At 72.0% G+C, this 20,215-nt stretch carries 14 protein-coding genes; 7 read left to right on the top strand and 7 right to left on the bottom strand.

Annotated features, from left to right (window positions below):
• Nucleotides 1–42 precede the first annotated feature (42 nt).
• From galE to galT, 3 genes are read right to left on the bottom strand one after another with little or no spacing between them, the layout of a single operon-like run.
• On the bottom strand, nt 43–1,020 hold the full coding sequence (gene galE / locus ACP15J_RS12230) for a UDP-glucose 4-epimerase GalE (protein WP_424937273.1): 978 nt from the start codon (nt 1,018–1,020) through the stop codon (nt 43–45).
• Between the two features lie 39 nt (nt 1,021–1,059).
• Nucleotides 1,060–2,418, bottom strand: coding sequence for a galactokinase (gene galK / locus ACP15J_RS12235; protein WP_424937274.1), 1,359 nt, complete (start codon nt 2,416–2,418; stop codon nt 1,060–1,062).
• Between the two features lie 56 nt (nt 2,419–2,474).
• A complete protein-coding gene (gene galT / locus ACP15J_RS12240; protein ID WP_424937315.1) occupies nt 2,475–3,626 on the bottom strand; it encodes a galactose-1-phosphate uridylyltransferase in 1,152 nt (383 codons plus the stop codon).
• Nucleotides 3,627–3,755: 129 nt separating this feature from the next.
• Here galT and ACP15J_RS12245 point away from each other — a divergent pair, with 129 nt between their 5' ends.
• Both ACP15J_RS12245 and ACP15J_RS12250 read left to right on the top strand, forming a co-directional pair.
• The gene (locus ACP15J_RS12245; RefSeq protein WP_424980954.1) at nt 3,756–4,730 is read left to right on the top strand and encodes a LacI family DNA-binding transcriptional regulator; all 975 of its coding nucleotides are present in this window, start codon (nt 3,756–3,758) and stop codon (nt 4,728–4,730) included.
• 35 nt (nt 4,731–4,765) lie between these two features.
• The gene (locus ACP15J_RS12250; RefSeq protein WP_424937276.1) at nt 4,766–5,548 is read left to right on the top strand and encodes a sugar phosphate isomerase/epimerase family protein; all 783 of its coding nucleotides are present in this window, start codon (nt 4,766–4,768) and stop codon (nt 5,546–5,548) included.
• Between the two features lie 349 nt (nt 5,549–5,897).
• Here the strand turns inward: ACP15J_RS12250 and ACP15J_RS12255 are convergent, their stop codons facing one another.
• Complete coding sequence (locus ACP15J_RS12255) at nt 5,898–8,180, bottom strand: M28 family peptidase (protein ID WP_424937277.1); 2,283 nt, start codon at nt 8,178–8,180, stop codon at nt 5,898–5,900.
• A gap of 161 nt (nt 8,181–8,341) precedes the next feature.
• A complete protein-coding gene (gene pgm, locus ACP15J_RS12260; RefSeq protein ID WP_424937278.1) occupies nt 8,342–9,985 on the bottom strand; it encodes a phosphoglucomutase (alpha-D-glucose-1,6-bisphosphate-dependent) in 1,644 nt (547 codons plus the stop codon).
• A 130-nt stretch (nt 9,986–10,115) separates the two neighbouring features.
• Between pgm and pheA the strand changes: the two genes are divergently transcribed.
• Complete coding sequence (pheA, locus tag ACP15J_RS12265) at nt 10,116–11,066, top strand: prephenate dehydratase (RefSeq protein WP_424980955.1); 951 nt, start codon at nt 10,116–10,118, stop codon at nt 11,064–11,066.
• 263 nt (nt 11,067–11,329) lie between these two features.
• On the opposite strand, the gene ACP15J_RS12270 is transcribed toward pheA, so the two are convergent.
• Nucleotides 11,330–12,391 carry an LLM class flavin-dependent oxidoreductase gene (locus tag ACP15J_RS12270; RefSeq protein ID WP_424937280.1) on the bottom strand — a complete coding sequence of 354 codons (1,062 nt, stop codon included), beginning with the start codon at nt 12,389–12,391 and terminating at the stop codon, nt 11,330–11,332.
• A 62-nt stretch (nt 12,392–12,453) separates the two neighbouring features.
• Here ACP15J_RS12270 and ACP15J_RS12275 point away from each other — a divergent pair, with 62 nt between their 5' ends.
• Complete coding sequence (locus ACP15J_RS12275) at nt 12,454–14,193, top strand: cation:proton antiporter (protein ID WP_424937281.1); 1,740 nt, start codon at nt 12,454–12,456, stop codon at nt 14,191–14,193.
• 304 nt (nt 14,194–14,497) lie between these two features.
• On the opposite strand, the gene ACP15J_RS12280 is transcribed toward ACP15J_RS12275, so the two are convergent.
• On the bottom strand, nt 14,498–16,006 hold the full coding sequence (locus ACP15J_RS12280) for a dicarboxylate/amino acid:cation symporter (protein WP_424937282.1): 1,509 nt from the start codon (nt 16,004–16,006) through the stop codon (nt 14,498–14,500).
• A gap of 224 nt (nt 16,007–16,230) precedes the next feature.
• Here ACP15J_RS12280 and ACP15J_RS12285 point away from each other — a divergent pair, with 224 nt between their 5' ends.
• The 3 genes from ACP15J_RS12285 to ACP15J_RS12295 all read left to right on the top strand — a co-directional run bounded on the left by ACP15J_RS12285 (nt 16,231) and on the right by ACP15J_RS12295 (nt 20,122).
• Nucleotides 16,231–18,762: an ATP-dependent Clp protease ATP-binding subunit gene (locus ACP15J_RS12285; RefSeq protein WP_424937283.1), complete on the top strand. Its 2,532-nt coding sequence runs from the start codon at nt 16,231–16,233 to the stop codon at nt 18,760–18,762.
• 117 nt (nt 18,763–18,879) lie between these two features.
• Complete coding sequence (locus ACP15J_RS12290) at nt 18,880–19,380, top strand: amino-acid N-acetyltransferase (protein WP_424937284.1); 501 nt, start codon at nt 18,880–18,882, stop codon at nt 19,378–19,380.
• Nucleotides 19,381–19,456: 76 nt separating this feature from the next.
• Nucleotides 19,457–20,122: a hypothetical protein gene (locus tag ACP15J_RS12295; protein WP_424937285.1), complete on the top strand. Its 666-nt coding sequence runs from the start codon at nt 19,457–19,459 to the stop codon at nt 20,120–20,122.
• Nucleotides 20,123–20,215 lie beyond the last annotated feature (93 nt).

The following is a 20,215-nucleotide window of genomic DNA, read 5'->3' on the forward strand; positions in this document are numbered from 1 at the left end:
CGCCCGGCCCGCGCGCAGCCCGGCCACGCCGGCGGGGCTGGCTCAGCCGGCGTTGCGGCGGGCCTCCCAGCCGGAGCGGACCATCGCGTCCACGTCGTGGCGCATCTTCCAGTCCAGGTCCCTCGCGGCCAGCTCGCCGGTCGCGACGATCCGGTCGGGGTCGCCGGCGCGACGCGGGCCGATCTCGGGGACGAAGTCGATGCCGGTGACGCGGGCCATCGCGTCCATGATCTGCCGGACGGAGAGCCCGTCGCCCGAGCCGAGGTTGTAGGCGGCCTCGATCGGCTCTCCGGCGAGCATGCGCTGGGCGGCGGCGACGTGCGCGAGCGCGATGTCGCCGACGTGCACATAGTCGCGGACGTTGGTGCCATCCGGTGTGGCGTAGTCGTCGCCGTTGATCCGGGGGGTGCGCCCCTCGAGGAGCGCGTCGAAGACGAGCGGGAAGAGGTTGTGCGGGCTCCGGTCGCACACGGTCGGGTCGGCGGAGCCGACGACGTTGAAGTACCGGAGCGAGGTGTGCCGGAGCGGCCGGGCGGAGTCGGCGGTGGCGACGGCCTGGTCGCGCAGCAGCCACTCGCCGATGAGCTTCGACTCGCCGTAGGGGCTCGCCGGGCGCTTGTCCGTGTCCTCCACGACGAGGGGGACGTCGGGAGTGCCGAAGACGGCGGCGCTGGAGGAGAACACGATGTTCGCCACCCCCGCCGCCTCCATCGCCTCGAGCACGATGCGCGTGCCCTCGACGTTCTGGGCGTAGGTGTGCAGCGGCCGCTGCACGGAGACGCCGGCGTACTTGAACCCGGCGACGTGGATGACGCCCTGCACATCGTGCTCGCGCAGCGTGCGCTCGACCAGCGCACGGTCGAGGATGCTGCCCTCGACGAAGGCGACGTCCTCCGGGACGAACGACGCCTGGCCGCTGCTGAGGTCGTCGAGCACGACGGGCGTGAGGCCCGCGCCCGCGAGCGCGCGCACCACGTGCGCTCCGATGTAGCCGGCACCGCCGGTGACAAGCCAGGACATGGATCTCCTTCCGTCGCGCGATCGCGCTCGCCTATTCTCTCAGGACCCGTCTCGTTCCCCGGTCTCGTCGCGCGCCGGTCCGGCGGACGGCCAGACGGGGAACACGTGGGGCTCGCGGAAGCCGGCTGAGGCGAAGGCCGTGCGGACCGCCGCGTCCACGGCGTCGGCCCGCCCGTCCTCGACCAGCGCGATCACGGCGCCGCCGAACCCGCCCCCGGTCATCCGCGCGCCGAGGGCGCCCGCCGCCGTCGCGGCGCCCACGGCGGTGTCGAGCTCGGGGACGGAGATCTCGAAGTCGTCGCGCATCGACGCGTGCGAGGCCGTCAGGAGCGGGCCGAGCGCGTGCGGGTCCCGGGCGTCGAGCACGTCGACCGCGTCGAGCACGCGCTGGTCCTCGGTGACGACGTGCCGGACGCGGCGGAACGTGACATCGTCGAGGATCTCCGCCGCGTGGGGCAGATCGGCGGGGGTCAGATCGCGGAGGGCGGGGACTCCGAGCGCCGCCGCGCCCCGCTCGCACGCGGCGCGGCGGTCGCGGTACCCTCCGGTGGAGTGCGCGTGGGTCACGAGCGTGTCGATCACGAGGAGGCGGAGCCCGGCCGCGGCGAAGCCGAGCGGCACCGAGCGGGTCTGGAGCGTCCGGCAGTCGAGGAAGGTCGCCGCGTCGGGACGGCCGAGCATGGTGGCCATCTGGTCCATAATCCCGGTCGGCGCTCCCACGGCCTCGTTCTCGGCCCTGCGGCCCGCCCGTGCGAGCGCGACCGGATCCTGGCCGAGTCGCCAGAGGTCGTTCAGCGCTGTCGCGACGGCTCCCTCGATCGCCGCGGACGAGGACAGGCCCGCGCCGACGGGGACGCTCGAGGCGATCGCGATGTCCAGGCCGGGAAGGGCGTCGCGGGCCTCGGGGGCGACGGTCTGCCGCAGCGCCCAGGCGACCCCGAGAGGGTAGGCCGCCCATTCGGGGACGGAAGGGGCGGAGGCGGAGGGAGCGGAGGGCGTCGCGGCGGCGGAGGGCGCCGCGGACGTGGCGGGCTCTGCGGACGTGGCGGACCCTGCGTCGTGCGCGTCGTGCGGGAAGAGCGTGTCGAGGTCCTGCAGCGCGACCTCGACCGGCTCCGGGGCGAGGGTCGAGGCGACGCGCAGGCGGCCGTCCGCCCGTTCCCGCACGGCGGCGGTCGTGCGGTGCGGGATCGCGAAGGGCAGCACGAACCCCTCGTTGTAGTCGGTGTGCTCGCCGATGAGGTTCACCCGGCCTGGGGCCGACCAGACGCCCTCCGGCGTGGCGCCGGTGAGGGCGCGGAAGAGCGCGACGGCCTCGGCGACGGGAGAGCCCACGGCCGGCGTGGAAGCGGGGGACGCGGCGGGGGATGCGGCGGGGTGTGCCTCGGGTGTGGCCATGGGGAGTCCTTCGTCGATCGGGCGGCCGGGAGGGGGAGGGAAGGGTGGGACGCCGCTCAGGCCGGGACCTTCTCGATCGCCGCGCGCAGGCGCTCGGCGGCGTCCTCGGGGAGGATCTCGGCGGTCCAGGCCGACATCGCGGCCTCCGATCCGGCGAGGTACTTCAGCTTGTCCGCGGCGCGCCGGGGGGAGGTGAGCTCCAGCCGCATGCGCACGGTGTCCCGCCCGACGTGGACGGGCGCCTGATGCCATGCCGCGATGTACGGCGTCGGGGTGTCGTACAGCGCGTCCACGCCGCGCAGCAGGCGGAGGTAGAGGGGCGCGAGCTCGTCCCGCTCCGCGTCCGTGAGCGCGGCGAGGTCGGGGACGTGGCGATGCGGCATCAGCTGCACCTCCAGCGGCCACCGTGCGGCGAACGGGACGAAGGCGGTCCAGTGCTCGCCCTGGAGCACGACCCGTGAGGACGCCTGCTCGGAGGCGAGCACCCGTTCCAGGAGATCGTCGGACGTCCGGCGGACGGCGTCGAGCAGCCGGCCCGTGCGCGGCGTGATGTAGGGATAGGCGTAGATCTGCCCGTGCGGATGCGGCAGCGAGACGCCGATCGCCTCGCCGCGGTTCTCGAACGGGAACACCTGTTCGACGCCGGGGATCGCGGACAGCGCCGCGGTGCGATCGGCCCAGGCCTCGATCACGGTCCGCGCGCGCACGACCGTCTGGGTGCCGAAGGAACCGGTGGCCTCAGGACTGAAGCAGACGACCTCGCACCTGCCCACGCTGCCTAAGGCGCGGTCGAGGGCGATCGCCGCCAGCTCGTCGAGGCCGCCGGGTGCGCCGGGGGCGTCGCCTGCCGCGGGCCCGAACGACGGCGAGCGGTTCTCGAACACCGCCACGTCATAGCGCGACGGGACCTCGGACGGGTTGGTCGCGGACTGGGGGGCGAGGGGATCCGCGTTCGCCGACGGCATCAGCACACGGTTCTGTCGGGCCGAGGCGAAGGTGATCCAGTCGCCGGTGAGCACGTCCTGCCGCATCGTCGCCGTCTCCGGGCGCGGGGGGAGGGCGCGCTCGTCGAGCGCGCGCTCCGGGGGGAGGCCCGTGTCCGGGTCGTCGTAGTAGAAGAGGTCGCGACCGTCGGCGAGCCGGGAGTCGCGCCGGACGACCCCGGCCCCGAGCGCGACGGGGGGCGGCAGAGGGGAGGAGCTGTCCATGTTCACGTCAACACGCTAACTCGCCGCCGTGATAACGTCAACACGGAGGAGAGAAGCATGAGCGTCGACGGCCCCGAGGCACCGGGCGGGACAGGCTCCGCCCGCGGGAGGCCTGCCGGGCGGGTCTCCATGGCGAGTGTCGCCGCCCGCGCCGGGGTGTCCGGCCAGACGGTCTCGCGGGTCGTGAACGGCAGCAGTCATGTCGATCCGGCCACCCGCGCCCGGGTGGAGCAGGCGATGGCCGTGCTGGGATACCGGCCGCACCGTGCGGCGCGGGCGCTGCGGACCGGCCGCTCGCACACGATCGGCGTGATCGCGCAGACGCTCGCGACCGTCGGCAACTCCCGGATGCTGCAGGCCGTCGCTGAGGCGGCGGCGCGCCGCGGCTACGCGCTGACGGTCGTGACCCTCGGCGCCGATGGCCGCATCGCCGAGGCGTTCGGGCGGCTGCTCGAACAGGGCGCGGACGGCGCGATCGTGCTCAACGAGGCCAGCGCGCTCGCAGCGGACGCCGACCCGTCCGGCCTCGCGCTCGTCGTGCTCGACTCCGCCCCCGATCCGCGGTTCGGCGTGATCGGCACCGACCACGCCGAAGGCGCCCGGCTCGCGACGGCACACCTGCTCGCCCGCGGCCACCGCACGGTGCTCCACGTCGCGGGGCCTCGTGCCTCCTTCGCCGCGGCGATGCGGGAGCGCGGATGGCGCGCGGCGCTCGACGCGGCCGGAGCCGTGGCGCCCGAGCCGGTGCGCGGGGACTGGAGCGCGCGTTCCGGTCATGCGGCCGCGCGCGGCATCCTCCGGCGGCGAGGCGGCGAGGCCGGGCCGGTCGCGATCTTCGCCGCCAACGACCAGATGGCGCTCGGTGTGCTGCGCGCGGTGGCGGAGTCGGGGCTGCGCGTGCCCGACGACGTCGCGGTCGTCGGCTTCGACGACGTGGACGACGCCGCCGAGTTCCTGCCTCCGCTGACCACGGTCCGGCAGGACTTCGATGCCCTCGGCGACCTCGCCGTCCGGCAGGTGATCGTCCGGGTCGAGGAAGGCGGCTCCGTGCCCGCCGACCCGCCGCTCCTCCTGCCGATGCTGGTCGTCCGGGAGAGCTCGTGACCGGGGGGAGGAGGAGCACCGACGAGTCACGCTCCATGGAGACGCCGGGCCGGGCGCTCGCGCGCATCCGCCCCGGCCTCTGCTCGGTGACGTTCCGGGCGTTGCCTGCCGCACGCGTCGCCGCGCTCGCCGCGGAGGCAGGCCTCGTCGCGATCGAGTGGGGCGGCGACGTGCACGTGCCGGCGGGCGATGAGCGTCGAGCCGCCGAGGTCGCCCGGATGACCGCGGACGCCGGCGTGGCGGTGTGCTCCTACGGCTCGTACTTCCGCGGCGACCCCGGTGAGGAGATCGGCCCCGTGCTCGACAGCGCGGTCGCCCTGGGCGCCGACCGGGTGCGGGTCTGGGCCGGGCGGACCGGATCGGCCGACGCCACGGACGACGACCGCGTGCGCGTGACGGCGGTGCTCGCCCGCGCCGTCGAGGCGGCGGCGGACCGCGACGTCGCCCTCTCCCTCGAATATCACGGCGGGACCCTGGCGGACACCCCCGAGGCGACCCGGCGTCTGATCGATGACGTGGCGCATCCGATGCTCCGGACGTACTGGCAGCCGGCCGTCGGGGCCTCTGACGACGAGGCCGTGGCCGAGTACGTGCGGCTCGCGGCTCGGGTCGCCGCGGTGCACGTCTTCTCCTGGTGGCCGACGACCGAGCGGCACCCCCTGCCGTTCCGCGACGGGTTGTGGCGGTCCTTCGCCGCCGCGGCCGCGGACGCGGCGGAGCCGCCGCGCGACGCGCTCCTGGAGTTCGTCCCGGACGACGATCCCGCCCGGCTGATGGCCGAGGCGGCCGCGCTCCGCCACTATCTCGGCCAGGGCTGAGGCGGCTGCTGCCTCGCCCTGGTCGCCTCGCTCCTGGTTGCCTCGCCCTCATCTGTCTCTGGGCTGCGGTTTGCCTCGTCGAAGTCGGACAGGGCGAACTCTGTCGGCCTCAGGACCGGATTAGGGCCGACAAAGTTCGTTAGGTCCGACTTTCTGTGGTCCGGTGCTTCGGAACTAGCATCGCGGACTTTGGTGCACGTTCGTCGGACAGGGTGAACTCTGTCGGCCTCAGGACCGGATTAGGGCCGACAAAGTCGCATCGCCCCGACATTCTTCAGCCTGGCGTTCCGCGAACCGGAGGAGGCCGCTGCCGAGCACCTGCGCGGGCGCGGGGCCCAGACCCGTGCCGTCAGAGGGTGACGGTGCGGGCGACAACGGCGAGCTCCGACGTGTGAGACCCCATGATGCCGACCCCCTCCGGGCGAGGGACGAATCCGGGGAGGCCGGCGAGACCGTCGCTGCCGTCCATGAGGCGCAGCTGCAGCGGCCCGTCGCCCGCGACCGTCAGCGTCACGTCGAGCCCGTCTCTGGGCGGCGCGTGGAAGAGCAGCGAGAAGGGGCCTCCGTCGGTCGGCACCTCGCGCCCGCGTGCGGTGGCGGCGAGCACCTGGCCCTCCTTCGCCTCGAGATAGACCAGGCGGCCGGCGCGTTGCGGAGTGATCCGCAGCGTCAGCTCCCTGTTGCCGTCCACCGTCTTCTCGGACAGGACCGTGACCTCGGGGGCCCGGAGGTCGGCGGCCGGTGCGTCGCCCACCATGTCGTCGCGGTCCTTGAGCACCCCGAACTCGTCCGACAGGTTTGCGACGCGATCGACCATCCCGTCGCTCCAGCCGGTCGGATCCCCTCCGGGCCGCACCCAGGACGCCTTGCCCGTGTCGGCGTCCATCGCGTACATCATCTCGACCGGCACCGGGTGCGCGGCGTCGAAGCGGTCGACCGACAGGCCGATCCCGGTCGCGAGCATCGCGGCGGCGAGCCCGGCGACGCCGGGGACGGCGCGGCGGATCCGGCGGGAGCGCGGAGCGGCGTCGGGGAAAAGCAGCTCCAGGATCGGGACGAGAGCGATCGCGAGGAAGGAGGCGAACAGCGCCGCCGCCGCTCCGCGCTCGAGCCCCATCGCGGGGAAGAACAGCGCCACCGTCGGGGCCAGGACGATCACGGCCACCACCCCGGAGAGGAGTTGTGCGACGACGCCCCCGCGCGGCAGCGTCTGGAGGAGCATCGCCACTCCGCCGGCCAGTGCGGGGATCGCCGCCAGATACGAGCCGCCGGGCGTCGCCGCAGCCATCACGACGCCGATCGCTGCAAGCCAGGCGAGTCCGCCCACGGCCAGCGCCTCGGCTCCGAACCGCCGCCGGAACAGGGCGAGCCATGTGATGACGACCGTGAGCACGAGGGCGACCACCGCGATCCGATACCACCCCGGCGACCACGGATCACTCAGCTGCCCGTAGCCGGGGCGGATGGCGGTCAGGGCGAGCCAGAACAGCTGTGCGACCGCCGCGGAGGCCACGATCGGCAGCACGCCGAGGCCCAGGGCCGCCGCCATCCTTCCTCCGGAGACCCGTCTGCGGCGCACGAGAACGACGGCGGCGCCCGCCACCGTCAGCAGCGCCAGGATCGCGAGCGGCCACACCGCCCAGCCCGGGTACCGGACCAGCTGGCCGAGCGCGGGGAAGTACGTCGCGTCCTCGGCGGAGGGGACGGACAGGGCGCCGAGATCGGCGTCGCCGAGGGAGCGGGCCAGGTCGAGCGCGTTCGAGCCGTGGTGCTGGAGGGACTCGATCGACTGGTACTCGACGCGGTCCTCGGGCGAATGGTAGGTGGCCGAGCCGTCGATGTAGGCCGTGTTCAGGCCGGTGAACCGCCCGTCGTCGCGGAAGGGCGAGAAATCGGTGTCGTTGGGGAGGAGCCGATAGACCTCCACCGCGAAGCTCGTCGCCACGGGGAAGCGGACCGCGTCGGCGTAGGCGTTCACGAGCGCGGCGTTGCCCTTCGCCGTCTCGAACATGATCGCGGGACCCGAAGAGCCTCTGGACTCGAAGTTGAGGACGACGCCGCCGTCCTTCGCGAGCGGGTCCGAGGTCATGAACGCCTCCGCGCCGCACAGGCAGGCCTCCTCGGCGTCGGTGAAGACGAGCACGACGTCGTTGCGCGGGGCGTCGCCGGCCTTCAGGGCACGGGCGGTCTCGAGCAGGGTCGAGACGCCGGCGCCGTCGTCGCCCGCCCCGTACGACACCTGCACGGAGTCGTAGTGGGCGAGGAGGAAGAGCCGTCCCGAGGAGTCGGTGCCGGGGATCTCGGCGACGACGTTCTGCACGCGCGCCATCGCGAGGCCGCCGAGCGCGCCGGTGGCGCCGACGGAGTCCTGCACCCTGGCCTCGACCCCCATCTCGGCCAGCTGGTCGAGGACGTACCGCCGGACCTCGTCGGCCGCGGGCGAGCCGGCGGGGTGCTGCTCGCGGCTGACCTGCTCCTGGTGCACGCGGGCGCGCTCGGCGCTGAACTGGTCGGCGGGGGCCGAGGCGGGCAGCGCCGCCGGAGGGCTCACGCTCTGCACCGCCCACCACGAGAGTAGGATCAGCAGGACGAGGCCGACCGCGCCGCAGGCGGTCCGGATGCTCCGGGTCATGCCCTCATCCTGCCCGAACGCCGCTGCCGCGGACAGAGCGGTCAGAGGGGATTCGCCGACGTCTCGTCCGACGGTCCCGATCGGCGGCGTCCTGTCGTCGGACAGGACCGATCCTGGGACTCAGTCCTGTTCGCTCCGGTATCCGGTCCGGGAGGGTCGGGTCACTCGCCGAGGGCGGCGGAGACGACCGCGCGGGCCTCCTCCTGCACCTGGGCGAGGTGCTCGGGACCGCGCAGCGACTCCGTGTAGAGCTTGTAGACGTCCTCGGTGCCCGAGGGGCGGGCGGCGAACCACGCGTGCTCGGTCTGCACCTTGAGACCGCCGATCAGCGCGTCGTTGCCCGGCGCGTGCGACAGCTTCGCGGTGATCGGCTCCCCCGCCAGCGTGGTCGTCGTCACGGCCTCGGGGGAGAGGCGCCCCAGCGCGGCCTTCTGCGCCGGTGTCGCCGGCGCGTCCACGCGCTGATAGGTCGACGCGCCGAACCGCTCCTCGAGCTCGGCGTAGCGCTGGGACGGGGTCTTGCCGGTGACGGCGATGATCTCGGCCGCCAGCAGACAGAGGAGGATGCCGTCCTTGTCGGTGGACCAGGGCGTGCCGTCCATGCGCAGGAACGACGCCCCGGCCGACTCCTCGCCGCCGAACGCGACCGATCCGTCCAGGAGCCCCGGGACGAACCACTTGAACCCGACGGGGACCTCCAGCAGCGGGCGGCCCAGCGACTCGGCGACCCGGTCGATGATCATCGAGGACACGAGGGTCTTGCCGACGGCGGCGGTAGCGCTCCAGCCGCTGCGATGCGCGAAGAGATAGTCGATCGCGACGGCGAGGTAGTGGTTCGGGTTCATCAGGCCCGCATCGGGGGTGACGATCCCGTGCCGGTCCGCGTCGGCGTCGTTGCCGGTGAGGATGTCGTAGTCGGCGCGCTTGGCGACGAGCGAGGCCATCGCGTGCGCGGACGAGGGGTCCATCCGGATCTTCTCGTCCCAGTCCAGCGTCATGAACCGCCAGGTCGGGTCCACCTCAGGGTTGACCACGGTCAGGTCGAGGCCGTGCATCTCAGCGATGAGCGCCCAGTAGTCGACCGAGGCGCCGCCGAGCGGGTCGGCGCCGATGCGGACGCCCGCGCGACGGATCGCATCGACGTCGATGATGGAGGGGAGATCGCGCACGTACGCGTCCCGGAAGTCGTGGCTGCCGATGCGCGCCGCGTCGATGTCAGCGAAGCGGATGCGCTGCACGCCGTCCAGTCCGCCGGCGATGAGCTCGTTGGCCCTCGCGGCGATCCAGCCCGTCGCGTCGGTGTCGGCGGGGCCGCCGTGCGGCGGGTTGTACTTGAAGCCGCCGTCGCGGGGCGGGTTGTGCGAAGGGGTCACGACGATGCCGTCGGCGAGGGCGGCGGGATCCGTGCCCAGCCCGCGGTTGTGGCTGAGGATGGCGTGGCTGAGCGCCGGGGTGGGCACCCAGGAGTCGCGGGCGTCCACGCGCACCTCCACGCCGTTGGCGACGAGCACCTCGATCGCACTGCGCTCGGCGGGGCGGGAGAGGGCGTGCGTGTCGCGCCCGAGGAAGAGCGGGCCGGCGATCCCCTGGGCACGCCGGTAGTCCACGATCGCCTGCGTCGTCGCCAGGATGTGATGCTCGTTGAAGCTCCCGGAGAGGGAGGAGCCGCGGTGGCCGCTCGTGCCGAACGCCACGCGTTCCGCGGCGACGTCCGGATCAGGGATCCGGTCGTAGTACGCGGCGATCAGCGCGTCGAGGTCGATGAGGTCGCTTTCCTCGGCCGGGAGGCCTGCACGGCTCGTCATGCTCCCAGTCTGCCGCGTCCTCCCCGGGTTCGCCTACTCGGGAGAGCCCGGTCTCCTCCCCGGCGGAAGAGGTTGAGACCGGCAGAGCGCATGCGGAGACGAGGGCTCGGCGAATCCTTCGAGGGCTAGGCTGAACGGTGTGACCGAACGCCGCACGTACAGCTATCTCGGGCCCGCGGGCACCTTCACCGAAGCGGCGCTGGAGCAGGTGCCCGAGGCGCGAGGGCAGCACTGGCGGCCCGTGCACAACGTCGGCGAGGCGCTGACAGACGTGCTGGACGGCACGAGCGACGCGGCGATGATCGCGATCGAGAACTCCGTCGAGGGAGGCGTCTCGACCACGCTCGACGCGCTCGCCACCCTCCCTGGGCTCCGCATCGTCGGCGAGTACCTCGTGAAGGTCGACTTCGTGCTCGTGGCGCGTCCCGGTACGCGGATGGATCAGGTGAAGGTCGTCGCCGCCCACCCCGTCGCCTACGCCCAGTGCCACGGCTGGCTCGGGCGCGAGCTCCCCGCGCACGCGCACGTGCCGGCGGCGAGCAACGTCGCCTCCGCGCTCGGGATCCTGGACGGCTCTCTGCACGCCGATGCGGCGATCGCGGCCCCCGGGATCGTCCAGCACCACGACTTCGAGGTCCTCGCCGACGGCATCGGCGACAATGCGAACGCGGTGACCCGGTTCGTGCTCGTGACGCGCACGGCGGTTCCGGCCGAGCCGACAGGGGCCGACAAGACGTCCCTCATCGTGGAGCTCCCCGATGACCATCCCGGGGCGCTCCTCGAGCTCCTCGAGCAGTTCTCCACCCGCGGCATCAACCTGTCGCTTCTGCAGTCCCGGCCGATCGGCGACGAGCTGGGCCGCTATCGGTTCGTCCTCGACGCCGATGGGCACATCCACGATGAGCGCATGGCGGACGCGTTGCTCGGGATCCGCCGCTTCAGCCCTCGTGTCGTCTACCTCGGGTCCTATCCGCGCGCCGACCGGAAGATCGTGCACTACCCGGAGCGCTACGCCGACGAGGTCTTCGTCGAGGCCCGCGACTGGCTGCGGGGTCTCGTCGCCGGTGCTCCTGAGAGCTGATGCGTCCCGGCGCTGCGTCCGCCTTCCCGGGGTCTGCCGCCTGGCTCGGTGGCCCGCTCATCCGACGGCGTCCAGCGTCGTCCACCCGGCTGAGCAGATGACGTCTGGCAGGCGTGCTGGACCGGATTCCTCAGCCATCCGAAGAATCCTCAGCCGTCTGAGCGGCTCTCGGCCGGCGTACAGCTTGCGGAGACGACGCAGGTCTCGGTCGAGGCGACCACCCCGGAGAAAACGACCGCCGGGAACCGGTGGACCTCAGACGCTCAGGCTCCGGCGGCCTCCGCCAGGAGCTCCAGCGTCTGCGCCCGCCCGGCCGCCGTGTCCTTCGGCTCGGCGGCGTAGGCCCCGGCGACGGGCGAGAGCATGATCTCATCCACGCCGTGGGCCGCGGCGAACGCCCGCAGCTCGGCGGCGACGTCGGGACCCGTGCCGATGAACCACCCGGCTCGCGCGGCTTCGATCACCTGCGTCTCACGCGGGTCGGTGCCGGCGGCGAGGGCGCTCCGCGCGTCCTCGACCGTCTCGAGCGGGGTGAGCGGGGTGTTCATCCGGATGCGCGCCATCATCCGCAGCTGCGGAAGGGCGCGCTCCTGCGCCTCGGCGGCGGTCGGCGCGGCGACGACGTTCGCGGTGAGGAAGGTCCGCGGCTCCGGGTGCGCATCGCTCGGACGGTACCCCGAACGGTAGAGGTCGAGCGCTCGTTCGAGCCCGGTGCCGGCGAAGTGGTTGGCGAAGACGTACGGGAGGCCGAGCGAGGCGGCCAGCTGGGCGGAGTAGTCGCTGGACCCGAGCAGCCAGATCTCCGGGCTCCCGGTGGCAGCCGGGGTCGAGTGCACCCCGTACTCCCCGCCCGAGGTGAACTGCACGGTCGCGCCGTCGGGCTGGAGCATGAGCGCGATGTCCTGCACGTGGGAGGGGAAGCGCTCGACGTCGCCCGCCGCCCCCGCCGCTCGCAGCAGCTGCGTGATGACGGGGTCGCTGCCGGGCGCCCGGCCGATGCCGAGGTCGATCCGGCCCGGCGCGACGGCCTCCAGGGCGGCGAACTGCTCCGCCACGATGAGCGGCGCGTGGTTGGGGAGCATGACGCCGCCCGATCCCACTCTGATCCGCCGCGTGCGTGCGGCCGCGGCCGCGATGAGCACCGGCGGCGAGGTCGACGCGACGGCGGGCATGTTGTGGTGCTCGGCGAACCAATACCGGCGATAGCCGAGAGCGTCGGCGCGTTCCGCGAGGGCGAGCGAGGCGGCGACCGCCTCGGCGCTGGTCTGCCCGGTGCGAACCGGGACGAGGTCGAGCACGGACAGGGCGAGGGGCGACGTAGTCATCCCTGTGGGCAACCCCCGCCGGGCAGAGCGCATTCCCGACGCCGCCCGCTACCCTTTCCCGCATGGATGCCGAGTTCTTCTACGTCGTCGTCGGTGCGGTGCTGGTGGCGGCCGTCGCGCGATGGCGCGGCTGGCCGGCCCCTTTGCTGGTGACGACCGTCGCGCTCGCCGTCTCCTTCGTCCCTTTCGTCCCCGACCTGCAGATCGACGGCCATCTGCTGCTGAACATCGTGCTGCCTCCGCTGCTGTACTCCGCCTCGCTCGACGTCTCGTTCGTGAGCTTCCAGCGGAGCCTTCCGCAGATCCGGCGTCTGGGCGTCGGCCTGGTCGTCGTGACGACCCTCGCCGTGGGCCTCGTCGCCTGGTGGCTCATGCCGTCCCTCACCCTGCCGGGGGCCTTGCTGCTCGGGGCGATCGTCGCCCCGCCGGACGCGGTCTCGGCGGCGGCGATCGGCCGGAGGCTCGGCCTCCCGCGGCGGGTGATGACGGTCCTGTCCGGCGAGAGCCTCATCAACGACGCGACCTCGCTCACGCTCTACCGGGTCTTCGCCGCGATCGTGGCGGGCGCCGCGACCTTCAACATCTGGGGCACGCTCGGCCAGTTCGCCCTCGCGGTGGTCGTCGGCGTGGTGATCGGCGTCGTCGCGGGAACCGGTCTGCACCTGCTGCGGATGCGGATCTCCGATCCGGTCGTCAACGGCACCTTCGGCCTGCTCGCCCCGTTCGGCATCTATGCGATCACGGAGCATCTGGGCGGCTCCGGCGTGCTCGGCGTCGTCGCGATGGGGCTCGTCGTGGGCTACAACGCCCCGCGGACGAGCTACGCGACCCGCCAGCAGGAGACGCCGATCTGGCTCTCGGCGGACTTCCTGCTGGAGTCCTTCGTGTTCGCCTACATCGGGCTGCAGTTCCCCCGTGTGCTCGCCGACCTGGGCGCCGGCTCGGCGGGCGGCGTCCTCGGGCTCTCCGCCGTGGTTCTCGTCGTGGTCCTCCTCGTGCGTCCGCTCTTCGTCTATCCGGCCTCGGCCTGGGGGCAGATGTGGCAGCGGATGCGCCTGCGCCGCTGGGATCGCGCGGTCGAGTCCGGCCGGATGGACCAGCGCATGCAACGGGTGGAGGAAGCGCATGCGAAGCGGGGGCATGGCGGACGGATGCCGACGACCGACGAGGTCAAGCGATCCAAGGTCATCGAGCCGCAGCTCTCCTGGAAGGACAACGCGGTGGTGTCGTGGGCCGGGATGCGCGGCGTCGTGACGCTCGCGACCGCCCTCGCCGCAAGCGACCTCGCCGGCCTCGAGGAGAGCGCGTCGCACGCGATCGTGGTCGTGGCGTTCGTGGTCACCGTCGGCACCCTCCTGCTGCAGGGCCTCACCCTTCCGATGCTCATCCGTGGTCTCGGCATCGGAAACGACGCGGAGGCGGCGGAGGACGCCGCCCAGCTCGCGCAGGTGCGGGCACGCACCCGTGAGGCCGGCAAGGAGTACCTGACGGGCAAGCGCGACGAGTGGGAGCAGCGGCACGGGGCCGGAGCGCTGGATCGGTTCGACCGGTTCGCGCAGCGCATCACGCGGGTGGAGCGCGACACCGATCAGGCCCAGGCCGAGGAGGAGAAGGCGTCCCGTCCGTCGCGCGAGGAGCTGGTGGACCTGTCGAAGGGATGGCTGCGTGTGCGCCGCGACGTCCTGCTCCAGGAGCGCGATGCCGGGGCGCTGAACGAGGAGGTCATGCGCGAGCTCATCGTCGCGATGGACGCGGAGGAGCTCGCCCTGGACACCCGGCTGGAGACGCGCGGCGACCGCTGACTCGCCTCCGGCGGGGCGGCCGGAGGCCGGGGCGAGGGACGCTCGCGTCGTCGCGCGGCAGGTGTTCGGGACGGCTCTGAGTCCCCGGATGGCTGAGCCCTCTCCGGATGGCTGACCGTCCGCGCAGAACGGGTCAGCCGGGTGGTGAGATCTCAGCCATCCGGGCGGGCAGGCGTCCGGGCGAGCAGGCGCGCATCCGGGCGGGGTGGCCGGGCCTCCGGTTCGCCTGCAGACGACGATGCCCCGGTCCGAGAGGACCGGGGCATCGGGCGCCGGATGGGGCGAGGTGCCAGGGGGAGGAGTCTCAGCGCGTGGCGACGGGCTCCGGCGAGACAGGGGAGCCGGCCGGGGAGTCTCCCGTGGGCGCGTCTCCGGAAGGCGAGTCTCCGGACGGGCCGCCGTCGGAAGCCGAGCCCGGCGCGGCGCCGGCGGGACCCTCGTCGAGGTCCTCGGCGAAGGGAAGGCCGTTGCGCGGGGCGTTGTACAGCTCCTCGTCCAGGATCCCCTCGCGCTTGGCGACGATCGCCGGCACGAGAGCCTGTCCTGCGACGTTCACCGCTGTGCGGCCCATGTCGAGGATCGGGTCGATCGCCAGGAGCAGGCCGACGCCCTCGAGCGGCAGGCCCAGCGTGGAGAGGGTCAGGGTGAGCATGACCGTCGCGCCCGTCGTCCCCGCGGTCGCGGCGGAGCCGACCACCGACACGATCACGATGAGCAGGTACTGCACGAGGTTGAGCTCGATGCCGAAGAACTGCGCGACGAAGATCGCGGCGATGGCGGGGTAGATCGCCGCGCAGCCGTCCATCTTCGTGGTGGCGCCGAAGGGCACGGCGAACGAGGCGTAGGCACGAGGCACGCCGAGGTTCCGCTCGGTCACCCGCTCGGTCAGCGGCAGCGTGCCGATCGACGAACGGCTGACGAAGCCGAGCTGCACGGCCGGCCAGACGCCGGTGAAGTACTGCTTGACCGACAGGCCGTGAGATCTCACGAGGATCGGGTAGACGACGAAGAGCACGAGCGCGAGACCCAGATAGACGGCGCCGGCGAACCAGGCCAGCGAGGAGAGCTTGCCCCAGCCGTACTTGATCACGGCCGAGCCGATCAGGCCGAAGGTGCCGATCGGGGCGATCCGGATGATCCACCAGAGCACGCGCTGGATGACCTTGAGCAGCGACTCGGTGAAGGCGAGGAAGGGCTCGGCCTTGCGCCCGGCCTTGAGCGCGGCGATGCCGACGACCGTGGCCACCACGATCACCTGGAGGACGTTGAAGCCCACGGACGAGCTGAAGGTGCCCTCGGCGGCGCCCGCGGAGGTGCTCACGGTGAGGCCGAGGAAGTTCTGCGGGATGAGGCCGAGGAGGAAGTTCCACCACGAGCCCACCGTGTACGGGGCGCTGGGTGTCAGCCCCTCGCCGGCGCGGGCGCCGGGCTGGAGGACCACGCCGAGCGCGATGCCGATCGTCACCGCGATGAACGCGGTGATCGCGAACCAGAGGAGCGTCTGCCCGGCCAGGCGTGCGGCGTTCTGCACGCGGCGGAGGTTCGAGATGCTGGCCACGATCGCGGTGAAGATCAGCGGCACCACGGCCGCGCGCAGGAGTGTGACGTAGGAGCTGCCGATCCGGTCCAGGGTGTCCGAGAGGGGTGTCGGGCTCTGGCCGCTCGCACCGAGCTGCACGCCGAGGAGGCCGACGGCGACGCCGAGGACGAGCGCGGCGATGATCTGGAAGCCGAAGGAGGTCAGCAGCTTGCGGACCGGGCCGCGCGTGTCAGGGGCCTTCTCGCGGCCGGCGGCGGGCGTGGCGGTGCTCATGGGACTCCAAAGAGGATCGGGGACGGGCGCGGGGGCGGCGCCACGGAAGTCAACGTTAGGGATCCGCCGGTATTCCAGGAGGAGATGTGACGAAGGATGACGGACGGGCCGCCGCTATGCCGACGGCGAACACGGGCATGCCGCTCGCGCCCGGTCGTTACTCTCGATGTACCGGCATCCGAAGGGATGCATCGCCCGTCCACGGGCAACGAACAAGGAGTGACATGTTCGAGAGATTCACCGACCGAGCCCGTCGTGTGGTCGTCCTCGCCCAGGAAGAGGCGAAGATGCTCAACCACAACTACATCGGCACCGAGCACATCCTCCTCGGCCTCATCCACGAGGGCGAGGGAGCCGCTGCCAAGGCGCTGGAGTCGCTGGGCATCTCCCTCGACGCCGTCCGCGAGCAGGTGCAGGACATCATCGGGCAGGGACAGCAGCAGCCGACCGGCCACATCCCCTTCACCCCGCGCGCCAAGAAGGTCCTGGAGCTGAGCCTGCGCGAGGCGCTTCAGCTCGGCCACAACTACATCGGCACCGAGCACATCCTCCTCGGCCTCATCCGTGAGGGCGAGGGCGTCGCCGCGCAGGTGCTCGTCAAGCTCGGCGCCGACCTCAACAAGGTGCGCCAGCAGGTCATCCAGATGCTGTCCGGCTCGCCGGGGCGCGAGCCGGCGGCCGTCTCGGGCGCGGCGCACGACAACAGCCAGCAGGGCGCCCAGGGCGGCTCGCAGGTGCTCGACCAGTTCGGTCGCAACCTCACCCAGGCTGCTCGCGACAACAAGCTCGACCCCGTCATCGGGCGCGAGAAGGAGATCGAGCGGGTCATGCAGATCCTCTCCCGCCGATCCAAGAACAACCCCGTCCTCATCGGTGAGCCCGGCGTCGGCAAGACCGCCGTCGTGGAGGGCCTCGCCCAGGCGATCGTCAAGGGCGACGTGCCCGAGACGCTCAAGGACAAGCAGCTCTACTCGCTCGACCTCGGCTCCCTCATCGCCGGCTCCCGCTACCGCGGCGACTTCGAGGAGCGCCTGAAGAAGGTCACCAAGGAGATCCGCACGCGCGGCGACATCATCGTCTTCATCGACGAGATCCACACCCTCGTGGGTGCGGGCGCCGCCGAGGGCGCGATCGACGCCGCCTCGATCCTCAAGCCGCTGCTCGCCCGCGGCGAGCTGCAGACGATCGGCGCGACCACGCTCGACGAGTACCGCAAGCACTTCGAGAAGGACGCCGCACTGGAGCGCCGGTTCCAGCCGATCCAGGTGAACGAGCCGAGCCTCCCGCACGCGATCAACATCCTCAAGGGGCTGCGCGACCGGTACGAGGCGCACCACAAGGTGCAGATCACCGACGGTGCGATCGTCGCGGCGGCGAACCTCGCCGACCGCTACGTGAGCGACCGCTTCCTCCCCGACAAGGCGATCGACCTGATCGACGAGGCCGGTGCGCGCCTGCGTCTGTCGATCCTGTCCTCTCCGCCGGAGCTGCGTGAGTTCGACGAGCGGATCGCCAAGGTCCGCGAGGAGAAGGAGCAGGCCTCCGAGGAGCAGGACTTCGAGAAGGCCGCCTCGCTGCGCGACCAGGAGAAGGAGCTGCTCGCCGAGCGGCTGCGTCTGGAGAAGCAGTGGCGTTCGGGCGACGTGGCCACCCAGGCCGTCGTCGACGAGGGCCTGATCGCCGAGGTCCTGGCCCAGGCCACGGGCATCCCGGTGTTCAAGCTCACCGAAGAGGAGTCCAGCCGCCTGGTGTTCATGGAGAAGGCGCTGCACCAGCGCGTCATCGGCCAGGAAGAGGCGATCGCGGCCCTGTCCAAGACGATCCGTCGTCAGCGTGCGGGCCTGAAGGACCCGAAGCGCCCGTCGGGCTCGTTCATCTTCGCCGGCCCGACCGGCGTCGGCAAGACCGAGCTCGCCAAGGCGCTCGCGGAGTTCCTCTTCGACGACGAGGCCGCGCTCATCTCGCTCGACATGTCGGAGTTCGGTGAGAAGCACACCGTGTCGCGGCTGTTCGGCGCCCCTCCCGGGTTCGTCGGCTTCGAGGAGGGCGGCCAGCTCACCGAGAAGGTGCGCCGCAAGCCGTTCTCGGTCGTGCTCTTCGACGAGATCGAGAAGGCTCACCCCGACATCTTCAACTCGCTCCTGCAGATCCTCGAGGAGGGCCGTCTGACCGACGGTCAGGGCCGGATCGTGGACTTCAAGAACACCGTGATCATCATGACCACCAACCTCGGTGCGCGTGACATCGCGGGCGGGCCGGTCGGCTTCCAGGCGGAGGGCGACAACTCCACCAGCTACGACCGGATGAAGGGCAAGGTCAACGAGGAGCTCAAGCGCCACTTCAAGCCCGAGTTCCTCAACCGCGTCGACGACATCATCGTCTTCCCGCAGCTGAGCAAGGACGAGCTCGTGCAGATCGTGGACCTGTTCACGAAACGCCTGGCCGACCGTCTGCTCGACCGCGACATGACGATCGAGCTCTCGCAGGCGGCCAAGGAGCGTCTGATCGAGGTGGGCTTCGACCCGTCGCTGGGCGCACGGCCGCTGCGCCGGGCGATGCAGCACGAGGTGGAGGACCGTCTCTCGGAGAAGATCCTCCACGGCGAGCTCAACGCGGGCGACCACGTGAAGGTGGACTACGCCGACGGCGAGTTCCGGTTCGAGCACGGTCCGCGCGGCGAGAAGGTCTCGGTCGGGATCAACACCGGCGGCGACATCTCGGCCACCCCCGACCTGGCGGTCGCCAGCGGAGAGTGACCCCGGCGTTCCGGGAGGGGGCGGGTGCTGCGGCATCCGCCCCCTTCGTCGTGTCCGCTCGTGGCCGACATGGCGCGGGAGCAGGGGAGGGGCGGTGCGCGGTCCTAGGCTGGAGGCGTGAGCGAGTACGTGGTGCGCCCGGCGCGGGCGGCCGACATCCGGTCGATCTCCACCCTGCTGGAGCCCCTGGTCGAACGACGCATCCTGCTCGGCAAGGACCTCGCGGTGCTCTACGGGGCCGCGCAGGAGTTCGTGGTCGCCGAGAGCGAAGGCGAGCTGATCGGCTGCGGCGCGCTGCACGTCATGTGGGAGGACATCGGCGAGGTCCGTACGCTCCTGGTCCGTGAGGACTGGCTGCATCACGGCGTCGGCCGCGCGATCGTGGAACGTCTGGAGGAGAACGCCCGTGAGCTCGGCCTCACCCGGCTGTTCTGCCTCACCTTCGAGGTGGACTTCTTCACCCGTCGCGGGTTCTCCCCGATCGGGGAGCAGGTCGTCGATCCCGATGTGTACGCGCAGCTCCTGCGCAGCGGCGACGAGGGCGTGGCGGAGTTCCTCGATCTCGCGCACGTCAAGCCGAACACCCTGGGCAACACGCGCATGCTCAAGGAGATCTGACGGCCCTGCGCGGTCGTCGTCCCGGAACCCGGGGCGTCGTCGTGGCCGGACGGATCGGGCCACGTAGCCTGTTCGCATGAGCCCTCGCCAGTCCGCCGCGGTCTACCGGCGGCGTCGGATCGTCTTCTTCGGCACGATCACCGTGGTGCTCGCGCTCCTCGTCGTGCTCGTGTGGTCTCTGATCGCCCGTTCCTGGGCGGAGGGCGATGCATCCACGCCGTCGCCCAGCGCGCCTTCCGTCTCATCCCCCTCGCCGAGCGCGTCGCCGTCGGCGAGCCCGTCTCCCTCCGCGTCGCCGTCGGCCGAGGGAGAGCCCACGCCGCCGGCGGAGACGGCGGCGTGCACGGCCCAGGACGTCGAGGTCAAGGCCGTCACGGATGCGGAGACGTACGGCGGGGACGCCCTGCCACAGCTCTCGATCTCGCTCACCAACAAGAGCGCCAAGGACTGCACGCTCAACGTCGGCACGACGACGCAGAAGTTCACGGTCTCCAGCGGGTCGGACGTCTGGTGGCGCTCGACCGACTGCCAGCAGAACCCCAGCGACACGATCAACACCTTGAAGGCCGGGGCGACGGTGACCAGCGCCGCTCCCGTCGCCTGGGATCGCACACGATCCAGCGTGGACACCTGCGGCTCCGGAGACCGGCCGAAGGCGCCCGGCGGGGGCGCGACCTATCACCTCACCGTCTCGATCGGCGGGTTCGACAGCGCAGGAAGCTCCTCTTTCATCCTGAACTGACCTCGCCGGTCCGTGCCGTGCAGGGCGGCGAGAGGCGACACGGGAGCGTGCGCACGGCGACACCCGCCCGAGTTCTGGGATACCATGGACGAG

This window comes from Microbacterium sp. S308A+ (genome assembly GCF_049800815.1).
Taxonomy (GTDB): Bacteria; Actinomycetota; Actinomycetes; order Actinomycetales; family Microbacteriaceae; genus Microbacterium.